General features: G+C 43.7%; 13 protein-coding genes. All 13 read right to left on the bottom strand.

The features are described 5' to 3' along the window. Positions 1-27 precede the first annotated feature (27 nt). The 13 genes from LDK34_RS03440 to phoU all read right to left on the bottom strand — a co-directional run bounded on the left by LDK34_RS03440 (position 28) and on the right by phoU (position 16,678). Positions 28-1,371, bottom strand: a complete 1,344-nt coding sequence (locus LDK34_RS03440; protein ID WP_236941479.1) for an APC family permease — start codon at positions 1,369-1,371, stop codon at positions 28-30. 9 nt (positions 1,372-1,380) lie between these two features. Then, positions 1,381-2,733: an APC family permease gene (locus LDK34_RS03435; protein WP_178942911.1), complete on the bottom strand. Its 1,353-nt coding sequence runs from the start codon at positions 2,731-2,733 to the stop codon at positions 1,381-1,383. 197 nt (positions 2,734-2,930) lie between these two features. Further along, positions 2,931-5,798 (bottom strand): excinuclease ABC subunit UvrA, encoded by a 2,868-nt coding sequence (uvrA, locus tag LDK34_RS03430; RefSeq protein ID WP_236941478.1) that lies wholly within the window; start codon positions 5,796-5,798, stop codon positions 2,931-2,933. A gap of 19 nt (positions 5,799-5,817) precedes the next feature. Next, positions 5,818-7,818, bottom strand: coding sequence for an excinuclease ABC subunit UvrB (gene uvrB / locus LDK34_RS03425; protein WP_178942913.1), 2,001 nt, complete (start codon positions 7,816-7,818; stop codon positions 5,818-5,820). 339 nt (positions 7,819-8,157) lie between these two features. Beyond that, a complete protein-coding gene (locus LDK34_RS03420) occupies positions 8,158-9,885 on the bottom strand; it encodes a phospho-sugar mutase (protein ID WP_236941477.1) in 1,728 nt (575 codons plus the stop codon). A 193-nt stretch (positions 9,886-10,078) separates the two neighbouring features. Continuing rightward, on the bottom strand, positions 10,079-11,020 hold the full coding sequence (gene trxB, locus LDK34_RS03415; RefSeq protein ID WP_017262166.1) for a thioredoxin-disulfide reductase: 942 nt from the start codon (positions 11,018-11,020) through the stop codon (positions 10,079-10,081). Positions 11,021-11,165: 145 nt separating this feature from the next. Further along, the gene (gene galU, locus LDK34_RS03410) at positions 11,166-12,053 is read right to left on the bottom strand and encodes a UTP--glucose-1-phosphate uridylyltransferase GalU (protein ID WP_017262165.1); all 888 of its coding nucleotides are present in this window, start codon (positions 12,051-12,053) and stop codon (positions 11,166-11,168) included. A gap of 67 nt (positions 12,054-12,120) precedes the next feature. Next, positions 12,121-13,137: an NAD(P)H-dependent glycerol-3-phosphate dehydrogenase gene (locus tag LDK34_RS03405; protein WP_178942915.1), complete on the bottom strand. Its 1,017-nt coding sequence runs from the start codon at positions 13,135-13,137 to the stop codon at positions 12,121-12,123. Between the two features lie 31 nt (positions 13,138-13,168). Continuing rightward, complete coding sequence (gene lgt, locus LDK34_RS03400) at positions 13,169-14,005, bottom strand: prolipoprotein diacylglyceryl transferase (protein ID WP_178942916.1); 837 nt, start codon at positions 14,003-14,005, stop codon at positions 13,169-13,171. A 3-nt stretch (positions 14,006-14,008) separates the two neighbouring features. Continuing rightward, positions 14,009-15,016 (bottom strand): HPr(Ser) kinase/phosphatase, encoded by a 1,008-nt coding sequence (gene hprK / locus LDK34_RS03395; protein WP_236941476.1) that lies wholly within the window; start codon positions 15,014-15,016, stop codon positions 14,009-14,011. A gap of 73 nt (positions 15,017-15,089) precedes the next feature. Further along, complete coding sequence (locus tag LDK34_RS03390) at positions 15,090-15,440, bottom strand: phage holin family protein (protein WP_017262161.1); 351 nt, start codon at positions 15,438-15,440, stop codon at positions 15,090-15,092. Between the two features lie 2 nt (positions 15,441-15,442). After that, positions 15,443-15,793 carry a PspC domain-containing protein gene (locus LDK34_RS03385; protein ID WP_178942918.1) on the bottom strand — a complete coding sequence of 117 codons (351 nt, stop codon included), beginning with the start codon at positions 15,791-15,793 and terminating at the stop codon, positions 15,443-15,445. 198 nt (positions 15,794-15,991) lie between these two features. Then, complete coding sequence (gene phoU, locus LDK34_RS03380) at positions 15,992-16,678, bottom strand: phosphate signaling complex protein PhoU (RefSeq protein WP_161004534.1); 687 nt, start codon at positions 16,676-16,678, stop codon at positions 15,992-15,994. Positions 16,679-16,708: the final 30 nt, after the last annotated feature.

Raw genomic sequence — 16,708 nt, 5'->3', positions numbered from 1 at the left:
CCACAACCTCCTCTGAGGTTAAATCAATCACATAACATCAATAGAATCATCGTTTTTATAATGCCGTTTCAACCAGTAATAAAGTGGAATTCCTAGTCCAATAATAACCAGTGACGTTGCCGCCCCGACAAAATCGAAGAACAGTTCACTGATAACCACAAAACTAGTTCCGATGATGGCAATAATTGGAACTACTGGATACCCCGGCGTGCTGAACCCAGCTGGTTTGCCACCATTTCGACGACGCAGAATAAAGACACCGACAAACGCAGCAATATAAAAACTGTACATTGCAAAAATACAGAGCTCAGATAGTCGGTCAGTATCAACAGTCAAGATCATTAAACTAGTCAATGCCAGTAAAATCGTCGTTGCAACGACAGGCGTTTGTGTGTGACGGTTCAGGCTACTAATTTGTTTGGCAAACGGCAAATGGCGTTTAGCGGCCATTGCATAATAAATCCGTGGAAAGGACATCATTTTACCATTCAATGCACCAATAATTGAGATCATTATCCCAATATTCACGAGTCGCCCGCCGAATGCCCCAAATGCATTTAAGGCAAAGTAGGCCGTCGCGTTCTGGCCGAGCTCATTAATTTTAGCTGCACTCAAAGACCGAAAAATGCCAAACGTTACTCCGAGGTATAACACAATAACAATGGTAATTCCCAAAATGATGGCTAACGGTAACAACTTTTCGGGCCGTTTAATTTCACCACCTAAATTAGTCACCAGAATCCAGCCATCATAGGCAAAGATGGTACCTAACACAGCAACGCCAAAGTTACCAACACTCTGATGAATACTTGTTACCGTCTCACCGAAGCCAGCTTCACGGCCAAAGAAGAGCCCGAAAATTACGATCGCCGCAATCGGCAACAGCTTACAAATGGTTGTCACAATCGCAAAGGCAGCACCGTAACGATTTTCCAACATATTCAACATCGCAATCAGAATAATGGTGCCAATCGCAATTGGTGCCTTCCAAACTGCTCCGAGGCCAAAGAAGTTAGTGACCAATAAACCTAAATACCCGGCGATTGAGCCAACAATTGCTGGTGCATAAACGATTACCTGCATCCAACCTGACATGAAGCCCCAAAATTCACCATAAATATGGGTCATGTATTGATAAAGACCCCCAGTATGCGGAATTTGAGAACCAATTTCAGATAATGTCAGCCCATCAGCTAGTGTAATTAAGCCCCCTAATAACCAGGCCAACATCGCTAGGTTGGTAGAACCTGTCATTTGTAAAACAGATGCTTGCTTAAAAAATATCCCGGAACCAATGACTGTACCAATGACAATCGCTAGTGCAGACCACAGCCCCAGAGAACGTTTCAATTCAACGTGACTCTCTTGCATTGCCTAAACTCACTTTCCTGAATCTTCTTTAACAAAATCTTCTGCATGATTGTGTTTAATTTCATAGTAATAAACTGGAATACCAACGACAACCATTCCCAAAGAGAATAATACACCCGTGAAATCTGAGAAAACTTCACTAATGAGCACAAACAGCGAACCACCAATCGCTACAATCGGCGTTAACGGAAACAGTGGCATCGAAAATGGTCGCTCCTTATGCTGACGACGCAGCTTAAATGATCCCAAAAACGCCATGACGTAAAAGCAATAAACCGTAAAGATACATAATTCCGACAGCCGGTCTGCGTTTGCAAACAACACCATCAACGCAGCAATCACCAACACTGCAATGGTCGAAAAAATTGGTGTCCGCGTTTTAGGACTTAAATAACCCAACACACGGCTAAAGGGTAACTCCCGATCACGTGCCATTGCGTACATGATACGTGGAAAAGTCATGATTTTGCCGTTGATACAACCGATAATCGAAATAATGACACCGATGCTCAACAGCTTACCGCCAATTGCGCCAAAGTCTTTTGTAGCAAGAAACGGAATTGCACCCGTACCCAGTCGATGAATTGTTGACGCCGGCAAACTTGCAAAAACGCCGTATGCTACCAACAAATAAATAACCATAACGATACTAATCCCACCGATAATCGCACGAGGCAATAATTTTTGCGGCTCTTTTATTTCGTCGCCCAAATTAGCAACCAGAATCCACCCGTCAAACGCAAATAACGTAGCCAAAATGGCGACACCAAAGTTGCTACCATGCTGAGTCGCGGTCGACACACTGTGGCCCAGCGCATTGCCATCGCCAAAGAATAATCCGAACACAATAATTGCAACGATTGGCAACAATTTACAAATCGTCGTTATAATGGCAAACATCGCGCCATATCGATTGGAAAATAAATTAAGGACGCCAACTGCTACCAATGTTCCGAGTGAGACAGCCAGTCCCCATCCACCTGACAAGTGAAAAAAGTCAGTCATTAAAATACCTAAGTATGCTGCAAGCGCTGCAATAATTGCTGGTCCATAAATGATGATTTGCATCCAACCAGATAGAAATCCCCACAGACGGCCATACATTCGTTCCATATAAACATACAAACCACCAGTATGCGGCATTTGAGAGGCAATTTCAGCAATGGTCAGCCCGGCTGTTAATGTCAGAACCCCTCCTGCTAGCCACGCAAACAATGCACCCGTGGTAGAGCCTGCGTCATCAAGTACTGCCGCTTGTCTCACGAATACGCCGGCGCCGATAATAGTCCCGATCACTAAGGACAGAGCTGACCAAATGCCTAAGGAACGATTCAGTTCTACCACTGGTGTTTTTTGTTTCATGTCGTCACATTCTTTCTCGCACTCATATTTATTAGATAAGTTTGTGCTAGTTTACCAAATTTTAATCTTGTAGGCCAACCTTAAGCAGAACTTCAGCCTCAAAACGATCGTGTTAAAACAAAAAAAGACTGATCAAAATGCCTACAGATTAGGATTTGATCAGTCATATTATTAAATCATTAAAAATTGTACCGTTATTATTTTGCTTGTTCAGCAACCTCTTCAGTACGTTTCGTATCTCTTTCCAATACCGGTTTCAGGTATTGACCAGTGTAGCTTTCCTTAACTTCAGCAAGCTCTTCCGGCGTCCCAGTCGCAATAATTTGTCCACCACCGGCACCACCTTCTGGACCAAGGTCAATCAAATGATCGGCAGTCTTAATCACATCCAAATTATGTTCAATGATCAAAACCGTGTTGCCATGATCAACCAGTCGCTGTAAGACAACCATCAACCGTTTGATGTCATCAGAATGCAATCCTGTTGTTGGTTCATCCAAGATGTAGAAATTACGACCATTGGCCTTCTTGTGTAGTTCAGAAGCTAACTTCATTCGCTGAGCCTCACCACCTGAAAGCGTGGTTGCCGATTGACCCAAGTGAACATAGCCCAAACCGACATCAACAATGGTTTGCAATTTACGTGTGATCTTAGGGATTGCAGCAAAGAAGTCCAAGGCTTCGGAAACCGTCATGTTCAGAACGTCCGAAATATTCTTCCCCTTGTACGTCACTTCAAGTGTTTCTGAATTGTAACGAGAACCATGACAAACTTCACAAGGCACATAAACATCTGGTAAGAAGTTCATTTCAATCTTTAAGATTCCGTCACCATGACAGGCCTCACAACGACCACCTTTAGTGTTGAATGAGAAGCGGCCCTTTTGATAACCACGCAATTTTGCTTCATTCGTTTGAGCAAACAGGTCACGAATGTCATCGAACACACCCGTATAAGTAGCGGGGTTGGAACGTGGTGTCCGTCCAATCGGCGATTGATCGATATCCACAATCTTTTCAATATTATTCACGCCGGCAATACTCTTGTATTTACCAGGTTTGGCCGAATTGTGGTTGAGTTTTTGAGCCAGTACCTTCTCAAGAATACTGTTAACCAATGTGGATTTACCAGATCCTGACACACCTGTCACAACTGTTAATTCTCCTAGTGGAAAACGTACATCAACATTCTGCAAATTGTTCTCTGCGGCCCCTTTTAACACGATGGCCTTACCATTCCCTTTACGTCGCTTGAGCGGCACCGGAATGAAGTCCTTACCAGCTAAATACCGACCAGTTAATGACTTAGTACTACGTTCAACTTGTTTAGGCGTTCCAGCGGCCATAACCTGGCCACCGTTTTCACCAGCACCCGGACCAATATCAATTAAGTAATCGGCTGCTCGCATTGTATCTTCGTCATGTTCGACCACGATCAGAGTATTACCCAAATCTCGCATTTTTTTAAGTGAACTGATCAAACGATCGTTATCACGTTGATGCAACCCAATGGACGGTTCGTCAAGGATATACAGTACACCAGACAAATTTGAACCTATTTGGGTAGCTAACCGAATTCGTTGCGCCTCACCACCAGACAATGTTCTAGCGGACCGACTCAGTGTAAGGTAACCCACACCGACACTCGTCAAAAAGGATAACCGATCGCGAATTTCCTTAACGATTGGTTCAGCAATCACTTTGTTTTGTTCGCCCAAAGTTAAACCCTGAAAGAATGGCAACTCATCATCAATCGCCATTTCGGAAACTTCGCCAATATGCTTCCCGTTAATTTTAACGGATAGTGCTTGGCGATTTAACCGGTAACCATGACAGGTCTGGCATGTCAATTCAGTCATATATTGACGCATTTGATCACGCGTAAAGTCAGAATTAGTTTCCTTGTAGCGACGTGACACATTGTTCATGACACCTTCAAAATCGGCATCAACATCACGAACACCACCAAAATCATTTTCGTAGTGGAAATGGAACTTTTTGCTTGATCCATGAAGAACCATATCACGTTGTTTCTTAGGCAGTTTATTGAAAGGCGTATCCATATCAATCTTGTTTTGGTCAGCAAACTGTTCTAGCATGCTTGGATAATACATGGAACTGATTGGATTCCACGGTTCCAAAGCACCCTCACGAAGCGTTTTACTAGGATCCGGAACGACAAGATCTTCGTCAACTTCCAATTTAACCCCTAACCCTTCACAATCGGGGCAGGCACCAAGTGGTGCATTAAATGAAAACAGCCGTGGTTCCAATTCGCCGACCGTAAATCCACAAACAGGACATGAATAATGTTCTGAGAACTGCATCGGTTCACCATCAATGATGTCAGCAGTCGCATAGCCATCGCTCAGACGAAGAGCAGCTTCAAATGAGTCAAACAAACGACTCCGACTATCACCGTCTGGATGCACAATTACCCGGTCAATGACGATATTGATACTGTGATATTTGTTTTTATCTAGTTCAGGCACTTCATCGATATCATAAGTTTCGCCGTCTACTTGAACACGCACAAACCCTTCACGTTTAATCTTCGCAAAGATTTTTGCATGTTGTCCTTTCTTTCGACGCACAATCGGTGACAATACTTGGAGCCGCGTCCGTTCAGGCAGTGCCAGCACCTCATCAACCATCTGCTCAACAGATTGGCTAGTAATAACTGTGCCGTCGTTGGGACAGATTGGTGTTCCAACTCGCGCCCATAGTAACCGCAAATAATCATTGATTTCCGTAACAGTCCCAACAGTTGACCGCGGATTTTTACTGGTTGTCTTCTGATCGATAGAAATCGCCGGGCTCAGGCCGTCAATTGAGTCCACATCCGGTTTATCCATCTGCCCAAGAAATTGACGCGCATACGCTGACAAACTTTCGACATAACGCCGCTGGCCCTCGGCATATAAGGTATCAAATGCAAGTGAGCTTTTTCCTGAACCAGATAACCCCGTAATGACTACTAGCTTGTCACGTGGAATCGTGACATCAATATTCTTTAAATTATGGGCACGTGCCCCGTGTATTACAATTTTGTCGTTATTTGCCATTGGTTACCTTTGCCACCCTTTACTGTTTGGCTTTTAATTCCATGATTGTATCACGCAATGTTGCTGCTTCTTCGAAGTCGAGTTTCTTGGCAGCTTCTTGCATTTGTTTGTTTAATCCCGCCAACATTGCATTCTGATCGGATTTTGACAGATTATCAAAGTCATCTTCATTAAGTGTTGATTCTTTCTGACCGTCACCAGTTGGTGCTGTCACCGTGATATTATCACGAATTGGCTTAACGATTGTTGTCGGCGTTATGTGATGTTCTTCGTTATACTTCTCCTGAATCTCACGACGCCGTTTAGTTTCATCAATGGCCGCCTGCATGGACCCCGTAATGGTATCCGCATACATAATAACCGCCCCGTTTGAATTACGGGCAGCCCGACCAATCGTTTGAATCAATGACCGTTCATTTCTTAGGAAGCCTTCTTTATCAGCATCCAAAATGGCAACCAGCGACACCTCAGGTACATCAATTCCTTCACGTAGAAGGTTGATGCCGACCAACACGTCAAATTTGCCCAAACGTAGATCGCGGATAATTTGCGTTCGTTCCAAAGTTTTAATGTCACTGTGTAGATAACGAACCCGAATTCCCAGATCCTTCAGGTAATCCGTCAAATCTTCCGCCATTTTCTTGGTCATCGTCGTGACAAAAGTCCGTTCATGAGCTTCAATCCGCTTATTGATCTGACCAACGAGATCATCAATTTGACCCATAATTGGTCGAACTTCAATCGTTGGATCAAGTAAGCCCGTCGGCCGAATAATCTGTTGAACAACTGTGTCCGTTTGCTCATGCTCATAGTCACCAGGCGTTGCGGACATGTAGACGACTTGATTAATGTGTTTTTCAAACTCATTAATTTTCAATGGTCTGTTATCCAGCGCACTTGGCAAACGGAAGCCATAATCAACCAGCATCTGCTTTCTAGAACGATCACCTTTGTACATACCACGCACTTGTGGCATCGTAACGTGACTTTCATCCACGACTAGTAAAAAGTCTTTCGGGAAGAAGTCTAGCAGCGTAAACGGTGGTTCACCGGGTTTACGACCGTCCATGTGGCGGGAATAGTTTTCAATCCCACTCGTATAACCCATTTCACGCATCATTTCCATGTCGTAAGTCGTCCGTTGCTGCAAACGTTGAGCTTCCAGCAACTTGCCTTGATCCTTCAACACCTTCAACCGGTCTTCCAACTCGTCACCGATCGTCGTAATGGCATGATCCATAATGGCATCATTCGTCATGAAATGCGTGGCTGGGAAAATTGTGACATGATCACGATCACCAACTACTTCACCAGTCAGCGCATCGACTTCCCGCATCCGATCAATTTCATCACCGAAAAACTCGATTCGTAGTGCATGTTGATCTTCAGATGCTGGGAACACTTCAACAACATCCCCGTGCACTCGAAAACGGCCACGTTGGAAATCAATATCATTACGCTCAAACTGAATGTCAACCAACTTTCGCATGAAATCATTACGTTCGATTGTCTGACCGACCCGTAAGGAAATAACATGATCTTTATACTGGTGGGGATCACCTAAACCAAAGATTGATGACACCGAAGCCACGACAATCGTGTCATTCCGTTCCAATAACGAACTAGTGGCCGCATTTCGTAACTTATCGATTTCATCATTGATCGATGAATCCTTTTCAATATACGTATCAGATGAGGGAACATAGGCTTCCGGTTGGTAATAATCATAATAAGAGACGAAATATTCAACGGCATTGTTAGGGAAAAACTCTTTAAATTCGCCATAGAGTTGTCCTGCCAATGTTTTGTTATGAGATAGAACCAGCGTCGGTTTGTTAACGTTGGCAATCACATTGCTGATTGTGAATGTTTTACCGGTTCCCGTAGCACCCATCAAAATCTGCGCTTTTTTTCCGTCTTCAATCCCATCTGTTAACGCTTTGATGGCCTCCGGTTGATCACCAGTTGGCTTATATTTTGAGACTAAATCAAACTTTCGATCTGCTTGACGTTCAATCATGCCAGACGTTACCTCCCCTAGTTCATTTACATGGTCTAATTATTGTGATGGCAAGTGATAAACCATCATCAACACGATTTAAAAAACAGGTTCATGACTGCACTGGTCGGCTCGATTCGCTTAAGTCATTCATTGCGACCATATTGCTGTTCTGAACCCGTCAACTTAGCGTAACTATTCTAGCATACCGAACATACTTTCGCACGAGATATGCACATTTTCGGTTAAAAATATGCATTCATTCACTACAAAAAACGCGTCCACGTTAACGAGATCTCTTATCCCGCCAATCGTGCACACGTTCTTTTTATTCATTGTCAAAGTTTGTATCGAGCAAAACTAGTCGGCTACAAAAGCATTGATGTCATCAGCAAACTTTTTTAATTTGTCGTTTGCTTCATCCAAAGTGGTCCCGTTCGTACCAATGTAGAACTTGATTTTTGGTTCAGTTCCTGAAGGACGAACAGCAATCCACGTACCATCCGTTAACCAGTACTTCAACACTTCAGCATGTGGTAGGTCCAGTTGTTCAACGTGACCATCCGTAAAGGTCTTTGTGCCCTTAGCAATGTCATCGACAGCTGTCACATCGTAACCAGCGAAACTCTTTGGGGCAGCCTGACGGAACTTCTGAATGATCGCTTCGATCTTCTTTGGCCCTTCAATACCTTCAAAGGTTTGTTGAATCGTTTGCTCACGGAAGTAACCGTATTGCTTGTATAAGCCTTCCAAGCCATCGTATAATGTCTTTCCTTGTTTACGATAGTAAGCAGCAATTTCAGCCAGCAACGTTAATGCTTGAATGGCATCCTTATCACGAACAAATGGCTTAATCAGATAGCCGTAACTCTCTTCAAAACCAAACATAAATGTGTGACTGTTTGTATCCTGGAAGTTTTGGATCTGTTCAGCGATAAACTTGAAACCAGTCAGCACATTAATCATGCCAACGTGGTAACTTTCGGCAATCTTGGTGGCAAACTCAGTTGAGACGATCGACTTAACAGCCACCGCATTAGCAGGCAATGTGCCGGCATTTTTGTTTGCTTCCAAAATATAATGCAACATCAATGCGGCGATTTGGTTACCGGTCAATAATTGATAGTCACCATTTGGCAAACGCACTGCTGTTCCCAAACGATCAGCATCTGGATCTGTTGCAATCAGTACATCCGCATTCTTTTCTTTACCCAATTTAATTGCTAAATCGAAAGCTTCGGAAAATTCTGGGTTGGGGAACTTAACCGTTGGAAAGTCACCGTCTGGCTCAGCCTGTTCTGGTACCGTGATGAAGTTTTTAAAACCAGCATTGCGTAACGCACGTTCACCAGGCATCCGTCCAGTACCGTGAAGTGGTGTGAAGACGAAGGTCATGTCCTTCCCTTCCTCAGCGGCCAAATCATGATCAACTGTGACAGTGGCGACGTTATCCAAGTAAGCCTTATCCACGTCTTCACCGATAATCGTTTCCAACCCGTTAGCCTTTAATTCAGCTTCATCGGCAGTTTGGATAGCAAACAAATCAGTTACCTTGCGAATGTAACTCGTGATTAAATCAGAGTCCTTCGGTGGCATTTGCGCACCATCTTCACCGTAAATCTTGTAACCGTTGAACTGCTTTGGGTTATGACTTGCAGTAATCATAATGCCGGCAAACGTCTTTAAATGACGAACCGTAAAGGACAATTCTGGTGTTGGTCGTAAGCCTTCGAACACAAAACTCCTGATGCCGTGTTGGCCTAAAACTTTTGCGGCCTCGTGGGCAAACTCAGTTGAGTGATGACGAGAGTCAAAACTAATGGCAACACCACGTTGCTTCACATCATCGCCCAATGTATCCATATATGTAGCTAAACCTTCTGTGGCCTGGCGCACCGTATAGATGTTCATTCGGTTGATCCCAGGTCCCATGACACCACGCATCCCCGCAGTACCAAAACTCATTGGCTGATAGAAGGCATCTTCCAATGCCTCATCATTACCCTTTAAAGCTGTTAATTCTGTCTTCAAACTTGTTTCCAGGTTCTCTTGATTATTCCAAACCTGGTAAGTATCTTTCCAATCCACAGTTGCATCTCCATTCATCTAGACCAAAGTCACAAATATACGTTAAGTATACCGCATTCATATTGTTTACGCCGCCCGTTCATCAGGCTTTATCAGTCAAAATAAATAAAAAAAGCGTGCTTCACACAAAAAATTGCAATTCTGCAACCTTCTGAATGAAGCACGCTCCGATTGTTCACTTAAAATCAAATATTTAATTAACCGCAGCTTTGGCCTTTAAATCCTCCAAATATTGGAAAACCTGTTGGCCAGCAATACCGCCGTCACCGACAGCAGTGGTAATCTGGCGTAAGTCCTTTTCGCGAACATCGCCAATAGCAAAGACACCAGGAACACTGGTCCGCATCTTGTCATCAGTTGGAATCCAGCCAACTTCGTTTGTAACGCCAAGACCAGCAAACGGTTCTGTCATCGGCACGTTACCAACATAAATGAAGACGCCATCGGCAGCCATTGTACTGGTTTCACCGGTTTGGTTATTCTTCAATTCAACGCCGGTGACTTTCATATCGTCGCCAACAATTTTAGTGACTTCCGTGTTCCAAACAAAGTCCATCTTCTCGTTAGCAAATGCCCGATCCTGAGCCACTTTCTGGGCCCGTAACTGATCGCGACGATGAACAACAGTCACCTTATCAGCCAACTGAGTCAGATAAATTCCCTCTTCAATGGCACTATCCCCACCGCCAACAACAACGACGTGTTTATTGCGGAAGAAAGCCCCATCACATACAGCACAGTAGGAAACACCACGGCCTGAAAATTCAGTTTCCCCTGGCACACCAAGCTTACGATATTGAGAACCCGTCCCAATAACGACCGCCTTAGCAGTGTATTCATCAGTGTCTGTAGTTACAGTTTTAGTATCGCCATTGTCGACAATCTTTTCCACAGCACCATAACCATACTCAGCGCCAAACTGCGTGGCACCTTCATACATGGCGCTAGCTAAATCAGGTCCTTGAATAGATTTAAAACCCGGATAGTTTTCAATTGCGGCAGTATTGTTCATTTGACCGCCATAAATTCCGCGATCCAATAGCAACACTGACAAGTTTGCCCGTGAAGCATACAATGCTGCCGTCATTCCACCAGGGCCAGCACCGATTACAATCACATCATAGTTTGTTGCCATATCGACTTTCCTCCTACCGCCTAACAATTTATCAATGGACACAGTCTACTATCTTTTTGTAAGTAATACAAGTCTTTTGCTTATACCCCCAGAGGTAAAAACGTGCTGACCCGATTAACCCAGCGTCAGCACGTTTGTGTGTTCATTATTTTGTGTTAGCTTTAATTTCGTCAGCCAACTGAAGCACGTAGTCGCGAAGTTCGTCCTTCACGTCAGGGTGACGCAAACCAAATTCAATGTTTGTCTTGATCAAACCAAACTTGTACCCAACATCATAACGGTCACCTTTAAATTCGTGAGCGTAAACATGTTGCTTCTTGTTCAGCAAGTCAATGGCATCTGTTAATTGAAGTTCATCGCCTTTACCATAAGGTGTTTGTTCCAAAGCTTCAAAAATTTCAGGTGTCAATAAGTAACGACCAATGATGGCCAAGTCAGAAGGAGCGTCTTCTGGTTTAGGCTTTTCAACAAAGCTCTTAACTTGGTATAAACCATCAGAAACTTCCTTGGCTGGGTTGATCACGCCATACTTGTTCGTTTCTTCATGAGGAACACGCATAACGGCCAGAGTTGAATCACCAGTTTCTTCATAACGGTTGATCAGTTGCTTCGTTAAAGTAACCTTGTCTTCCATCAAGTCATCACCAAGTAAGACAACAAATGGTTCATCACCGATAAAGTCTTTTGCTGTTAATACAGCGTCACCTAAACCACGCATGTGGCTTTGACGAATGAAGTAAAGGTTGCTGTCGTTACTTGATTGGACGGCATGCAACATAGCGTCCTTACCCTTACTTGCTAAATCAGCTTCCAATTCTGGGGCTGAATCAAAGTGGTCTTCAATAGAACGTTTGCCACGTCCCGTTACGACACAGATTTCCTCGATGCCGGCCTTGTGGGCTTCTTCAACAATAAATTGAATCGTTGGTTTATCAACGATCGGCAACATTTCTTTGGCGATTGCCTTAGTTTCTGGTAAAAAACGCGTGCCATAACCCGCTGCAGGGATAATGGCCTTTCTAACTTTTTGCATAACAACAAATTCCTTTCGTTTTTCCCACGATAACGTGGTCTACTTTACCCCAACCATAACCAACTTGCTAACCAATTTCAGCGCGACCTTCACGTTGCATCAATCCGGTAATGACTGAGCGAACTTCGGCCCCGTTGTAAAGAACGTCATAAATGGCGTCAGTTATTGGCATATCAACATGGCGTTTAATGGCTAGTTCGTGGGCCGCCTTTGTGGTAGCCACACCTTCAATTACCATGCCCATGGTATCAATGACTTCTTGTAACGATTTACCTTGACCAAGTTCATTTCCCGCACGCCAATTGCGTGAATTTGAACTTGTCGCCGTTACAATTAAATCACCGACACCGGAAAGACCGATAAACGTTAACGGATTAGCACCAAACGATTGACCTAATCGACTTATTTCAGCTAAGCCACGGGTCATTAATGCAGCCTTCGCATTATCGCCATATCCCAGTCCATGTAAAGCACCGGCACCAATAGCAATAATGTTCTTTAAGGCGGCACCAAATTCAGCACCAATCACATCCGTATTAGTATAAACCCTAAAATATGAATTCATAAAGAGTTTTTGTACTTTTCTCGCCGCATCCTCATTTAATGATGCGGCTGTTATCAACGTAATATCCTTTTTCGCAACATCTTCGGCATGACTAGGACCAGACAGAACAACAACCGCATCTCGATTAGCAGACGGAATCTCTTCCGTTAACATTTCTGAGACCCGTTTATATGTTTCTTGTTCCAGCCCTTTGATTGCGTGCACAATTGTTACCTTTTGATGATTAGCAATTAATAATTTAGCAGCCTGCGCACTGACCTCACGAATTGCCTTCGTTGGTACAACAAACAGGACAACAGATGCATCCTTGATTGCTTCAGCCATATCATCAGTCACCATCAGATTATGTTGGTATTCAAAACCTGGCATATACGCTTGGTTTGTGTGGTGTTGATTCATTTCTTCCACCTGGCTGGCTTTATGAGACCACAGAGCAACTGTTTGGCCATTTTCCGTCAATAAGTTTGCCAGCACACTGCCCCAAGATCCAGCGCCCAACACTGCAATTTTTGTTGTCATTAGTTTCTCCTCAATTTATTGCGAACATGAGTTATTTCTTTGTAACCGTCATTCCTGATAAATAAGATGGTACATTATGCTGTCGACGCCGAATAATCAACCACACCCAAGCACCAACAAAGAGAACAACGGACAGCCATTGTGATACGCGTGCTGGGCCTAACATTAAGCTATCAGTCCGCATACCTTCCACGAAAAACCGACCAAACGCATACCATGCTACATAAATAAAGAACACCTCGCCACGCAAATACAACCCCTTAATGTGACGCGTAGCTAACAGAAAGATAAAACCGGCGATGTCCCATACGGATTCATACAGGAATGTCGGTGTACGATAAACGCCGCCAATGTTCATTTGTGTGATGATAAACTGTGGTAAATGCAAGGCATGCAGATGTGCCAACGTGGTTATTTTACCAAAAGCCTCTTGGTTCATAAAGTTGCCCCATCGACCAATCCCTTGCGCCATAATCACGGTCGGTGCTAATACGTCCAGAAACAGAAATGTCGGAATTTTACGCCAGCTGGTAAATAGAATCACCACAATAATGGCACCAATGAGTGAACCATAAATCGCAATACCACCATCCCAGATGGCAATGATCTGATCTAAATGATGTTGATAATAAGACCATTGAAAAACAACATAATAGATACGCGCAGAAATCAGCGCAACCGGTAATGCCCAGAGCAAGAAATCATATAGATCATCAGGATTGATCTGACGTCTACGGGCTTCACGAACAGACAACCATAACGCAATGAAAACACCGGTGGTAATAATGACGCCATACCAATGAACCTCAATGGGTCCTAAATGCAGTGCGATTGGGTTCAATGCCCCAACAAGTGAAGTAAACGCCATGCTTTAATCCTTACCCTTAGTGGCCGATGTACTATCATCGGTCGTCTTTGCTTCATTTGCTGCCTCAGCAGCTTCATCACGTTTGGAGTTTTCCTGAATCAAACTGTTTAAATTATCGTCGAATGTCTTTGTCGCATCATACCCCATAGAGCGAGCACGGAAGTTCATCGCGGCAGATTCAATAATGATGGCTAAGTTACGACCTGTCTTAACCGGAATTGAAATCATCGGTACCTGAACGTCGAAGATTTGGCGCTCATCATCTGCGTTGCCCAAACGATCAAATTGAGCATCAGGCGTCCAGTTTTGCAAATGGACAATCAGTTGAATCTTAGCCTGACTTCTGACTGCGCCAGCACCAAACAAATTCATCACGTCAATAATACCAATCCCACGGATTTCCATTAAGTGGTTTAAAATCTTTGGCGCCTCACCAACTAATGTTTGTTCATCCTGTTGATAAACATCAACCCGGTCGTCCGCAATCAGCCGGTGTCCACGACGGATAAGTTCCAAGGCCGTTTCAGATTTACCAACACCTGAGTCACCAGTAATAAGAACCCCAAGGCCATAAATATCAACTAACACACCGTGAATCGATTGCCGTTTTGCCAATACGCCACTTAAGTAAATCGACATATTTGAAAGAATTCGCGATGACGTTTGTTTGGACCCCAACACAGGAATATGTTGCTCCGTTGCCGCCTGAATCAGTTCTGCCGGTGGTTCAATTCCAGTTGACACAACAAAACAAGGCGTTTGAGGATCTGCCATCTTCCTCATAATCATGAGTAACTCCTCATGACTCATCTTTTTAGAAAATGACGTTTCTGTAATCCCCAGTAACTGAATGCGTTCCGGTGGATAATAGTTAAAATAACCGGTCATTTCCAAACCCGGACGTGAGATGTCCGGTGTCGTAATGCGGCGATCGTCCAGATACTCTTTACCATAATAGACGGTTAACCTGGTATTCTCTACCAGCTCCCGTATCGTTACACTGTCTGCCACGAATACTCCTCCTTAAATATATCTCTACGTTGTTGCTCGAACCTTCCCGAGCTTCGGCATCACTCTTCTATCATCACTCTTTACTAAAATACCCAGAAATGACGGCGTTACAGATGGACATAATAATCGCTGCCAACATTGCCATACCAAAGTTGGCAATGTGGAAATTCTGTGCGCCAACGAAGAAACTTGTCAGTTCCAACATCAGTGCGTTTATGACAATTGAAAACAGCCCTAACGTTAAAAATGTTATTGGTAATGATAATACCACCAAGATCGGCTTAATGGCCGCATTTAAAATCGCCAACACTAAACTGGCGACCAACGCGTACCACACACTAGAAACCGCAAAACTATTGCGGAAAAATCCGGCAATCGCCATAAATAATAGTGCATCGACAATAATCCGTTGCCAAAACTTCATTTTTATTGTTTATCCCCTTTATTTTCATGCACGTCACGTTCTTCGGCATGGATTTGTTTGCGTGATCGTGATCGAGAGGATTGTGAGGCACTCTGACCACTAAATAAGTCACCAAATAAGTTAAAAAATGATGCATCACTCTGCTGATGGTCATTTGGTAAAAACCACAGCAAAACGCCATACAGAACCACCGCCAACAACGATATCAACCAGTGAGGCGGAATCGCAATAGCCAAAATAATATAAGCTATTCGCAAAATTGTTGGATTAATGTGCAAATACTCACCAATGCCACCGAATACGCCACCAATCCAACGATCCGTTGCTGACTTTGTCAATTTTCGTTTGCTCAAGCAGGTTTACCTCGCTTTCTGTTGTGTTACCTGAATGTCCTAATTTTATCGCAAACGGCGCACCGTGACCAATTTTTCAAAAGCCTTTAATAAACACTAAAACAGCTTACCCTCATTATCGTTTCTTCACGTTCCTGAAAACACGCGAATTCACTCAAATGTGACAAGCTGCCCTTAATCAATTCATTACTAGTTCAACTATTTATTTTCCGTTCCTGAATCGACATTCCGCGGATTTAATTCAACAATTTTCCCTGTCTGAAGGTAAACAATCCATTCGCAAATGTTGGTCACGTAATCGCCAATGCGCTTTAAGAACTGTGCCACGGACAGGTAGTCTGTACTGCCAATCACAACTTCGGGGTCTTGCCGCATCTGATCGATACTTTCCATATAAATTAACTGATAATAGTCCGCAGCCTGTGCATCCACTGCAGCAATCTTGCGGGCACGTCCATCATCATCTTTTACATAGGCATCTAGTACATCGGCCACCATTTGTTGAACGATAGCGCCCATCTCTGAAATATGTTGTTCCGTCGAGGCAACTCGCTTGTTCCCTTTGACTCGAATCGTTGAATGCGCAATACTGCGCGCGTAATCCCCCATTCGTTCCAAGTCAGAAACGGCCTTCAAAATTGTCACGATTTCCCTTAGGTCTGTCGTCACCGGCTGATACAAGGCAATCATTTCAAATGATTTCTTTTCCAGTGCGACTTCACGATCATTGATTAGATGATCGTCATCAATGACTGACTGGGCGAGCGTTCGATCATGATTGACAAATGAAGTCACGGCTTTCCCAATCGCCTCAGAAACAAGCATGCCCATTTCTGTAAAACTAGTATCCAAATCATTCAGTTCATCATCAAACAACCGTCGCATAATGCCAACTCCTTTTTCAATGTTTGCTAA

The organism is Furfurilactobacillus milii, assembly GCF_021654115.1.
In the GTDB taxonomy this organism is placed as follows: domain Bacteria; phylum Bacillota; class Bacilli; order Lactobacillales; family Lactobacillaceae; genus Furfurilactobacillus; species Furfurilactobacillus milii.
The sequence above is the reverse complement of the archived record's forward strand: the minus strand, read 5'-3'. Positions and strand labels throughout refer to the sequence as shown.

Bases quoted from the DNA above. Each gene is read 5' to 3' on its own strand.
- LDK34_RS03440 (WP_236941479.1), bottom strand. From the start codon at position 1,371: ATGCAAGAGAGTCACGTTGAATTGAAACGTTCTCTGGGGCTGTGGTCT.
- LDK34_RS03435 (WP_178942911.1), bottom strand. From the start codon at position 2,733: ATGAAACAAAAAACACCAGTGGTAGAACTGAATCGTTCCTTAGGCATT.
- uvrA (WP_236941478.1), bottom strand. From the start codon at position 5,798: ATGGCAAATAACGACAAAATTGTAATACACGGGGCACGTGCCCATAAT.
- uvrB (WP_178942913.1), bottom strand. From the start codon at position 7,818: ATGATTGAACGTCAAGCAGATCGAAAGTTTGATTTAGTCTCAAAATAT.
- trxB (WP_017262166.1), bottom strand. From the start codon at position 11,020: ATGGCAACAAACTATGATGTGATTGTAATCGGTGCTGGCCCTGGTGGA.
- galU (WP_017262165.1), bottom strand. From the start codon at position 12,053: ATGCAAAAAGTTAGAAAGGCCATTATCCCTGCAGCGGGTTATGGCACG.
- LDK34_RS03405 (WP_178942915.1), bottom strand. From the start codon at position 13,137: ATGACAACAAAAATTGCAGTGTTGGGCGCTGGATCTTGGGGCAGTGTG.
- lgt (WP_178942916.1), bottom strand. From the start codon at position 14,005: ATGGCGTTTACTTCACTTGTTGGGGCATTGAACCCAATCGCACTGCAT.
- LDK34_RS03390 (WP_017262161.1), bottom strand. From the start codon at position 15,440: ATGAAGTTTTGGCAACGGATTATTGTCGATGCACTATTATTTATGGCG.
- phoU (WP_161004534.1), bottom strand. From the start codon at position 16,678: ATGCGACGGTTGTTTGATGATGAACTGAATGATTTGGATACTAGTTTT.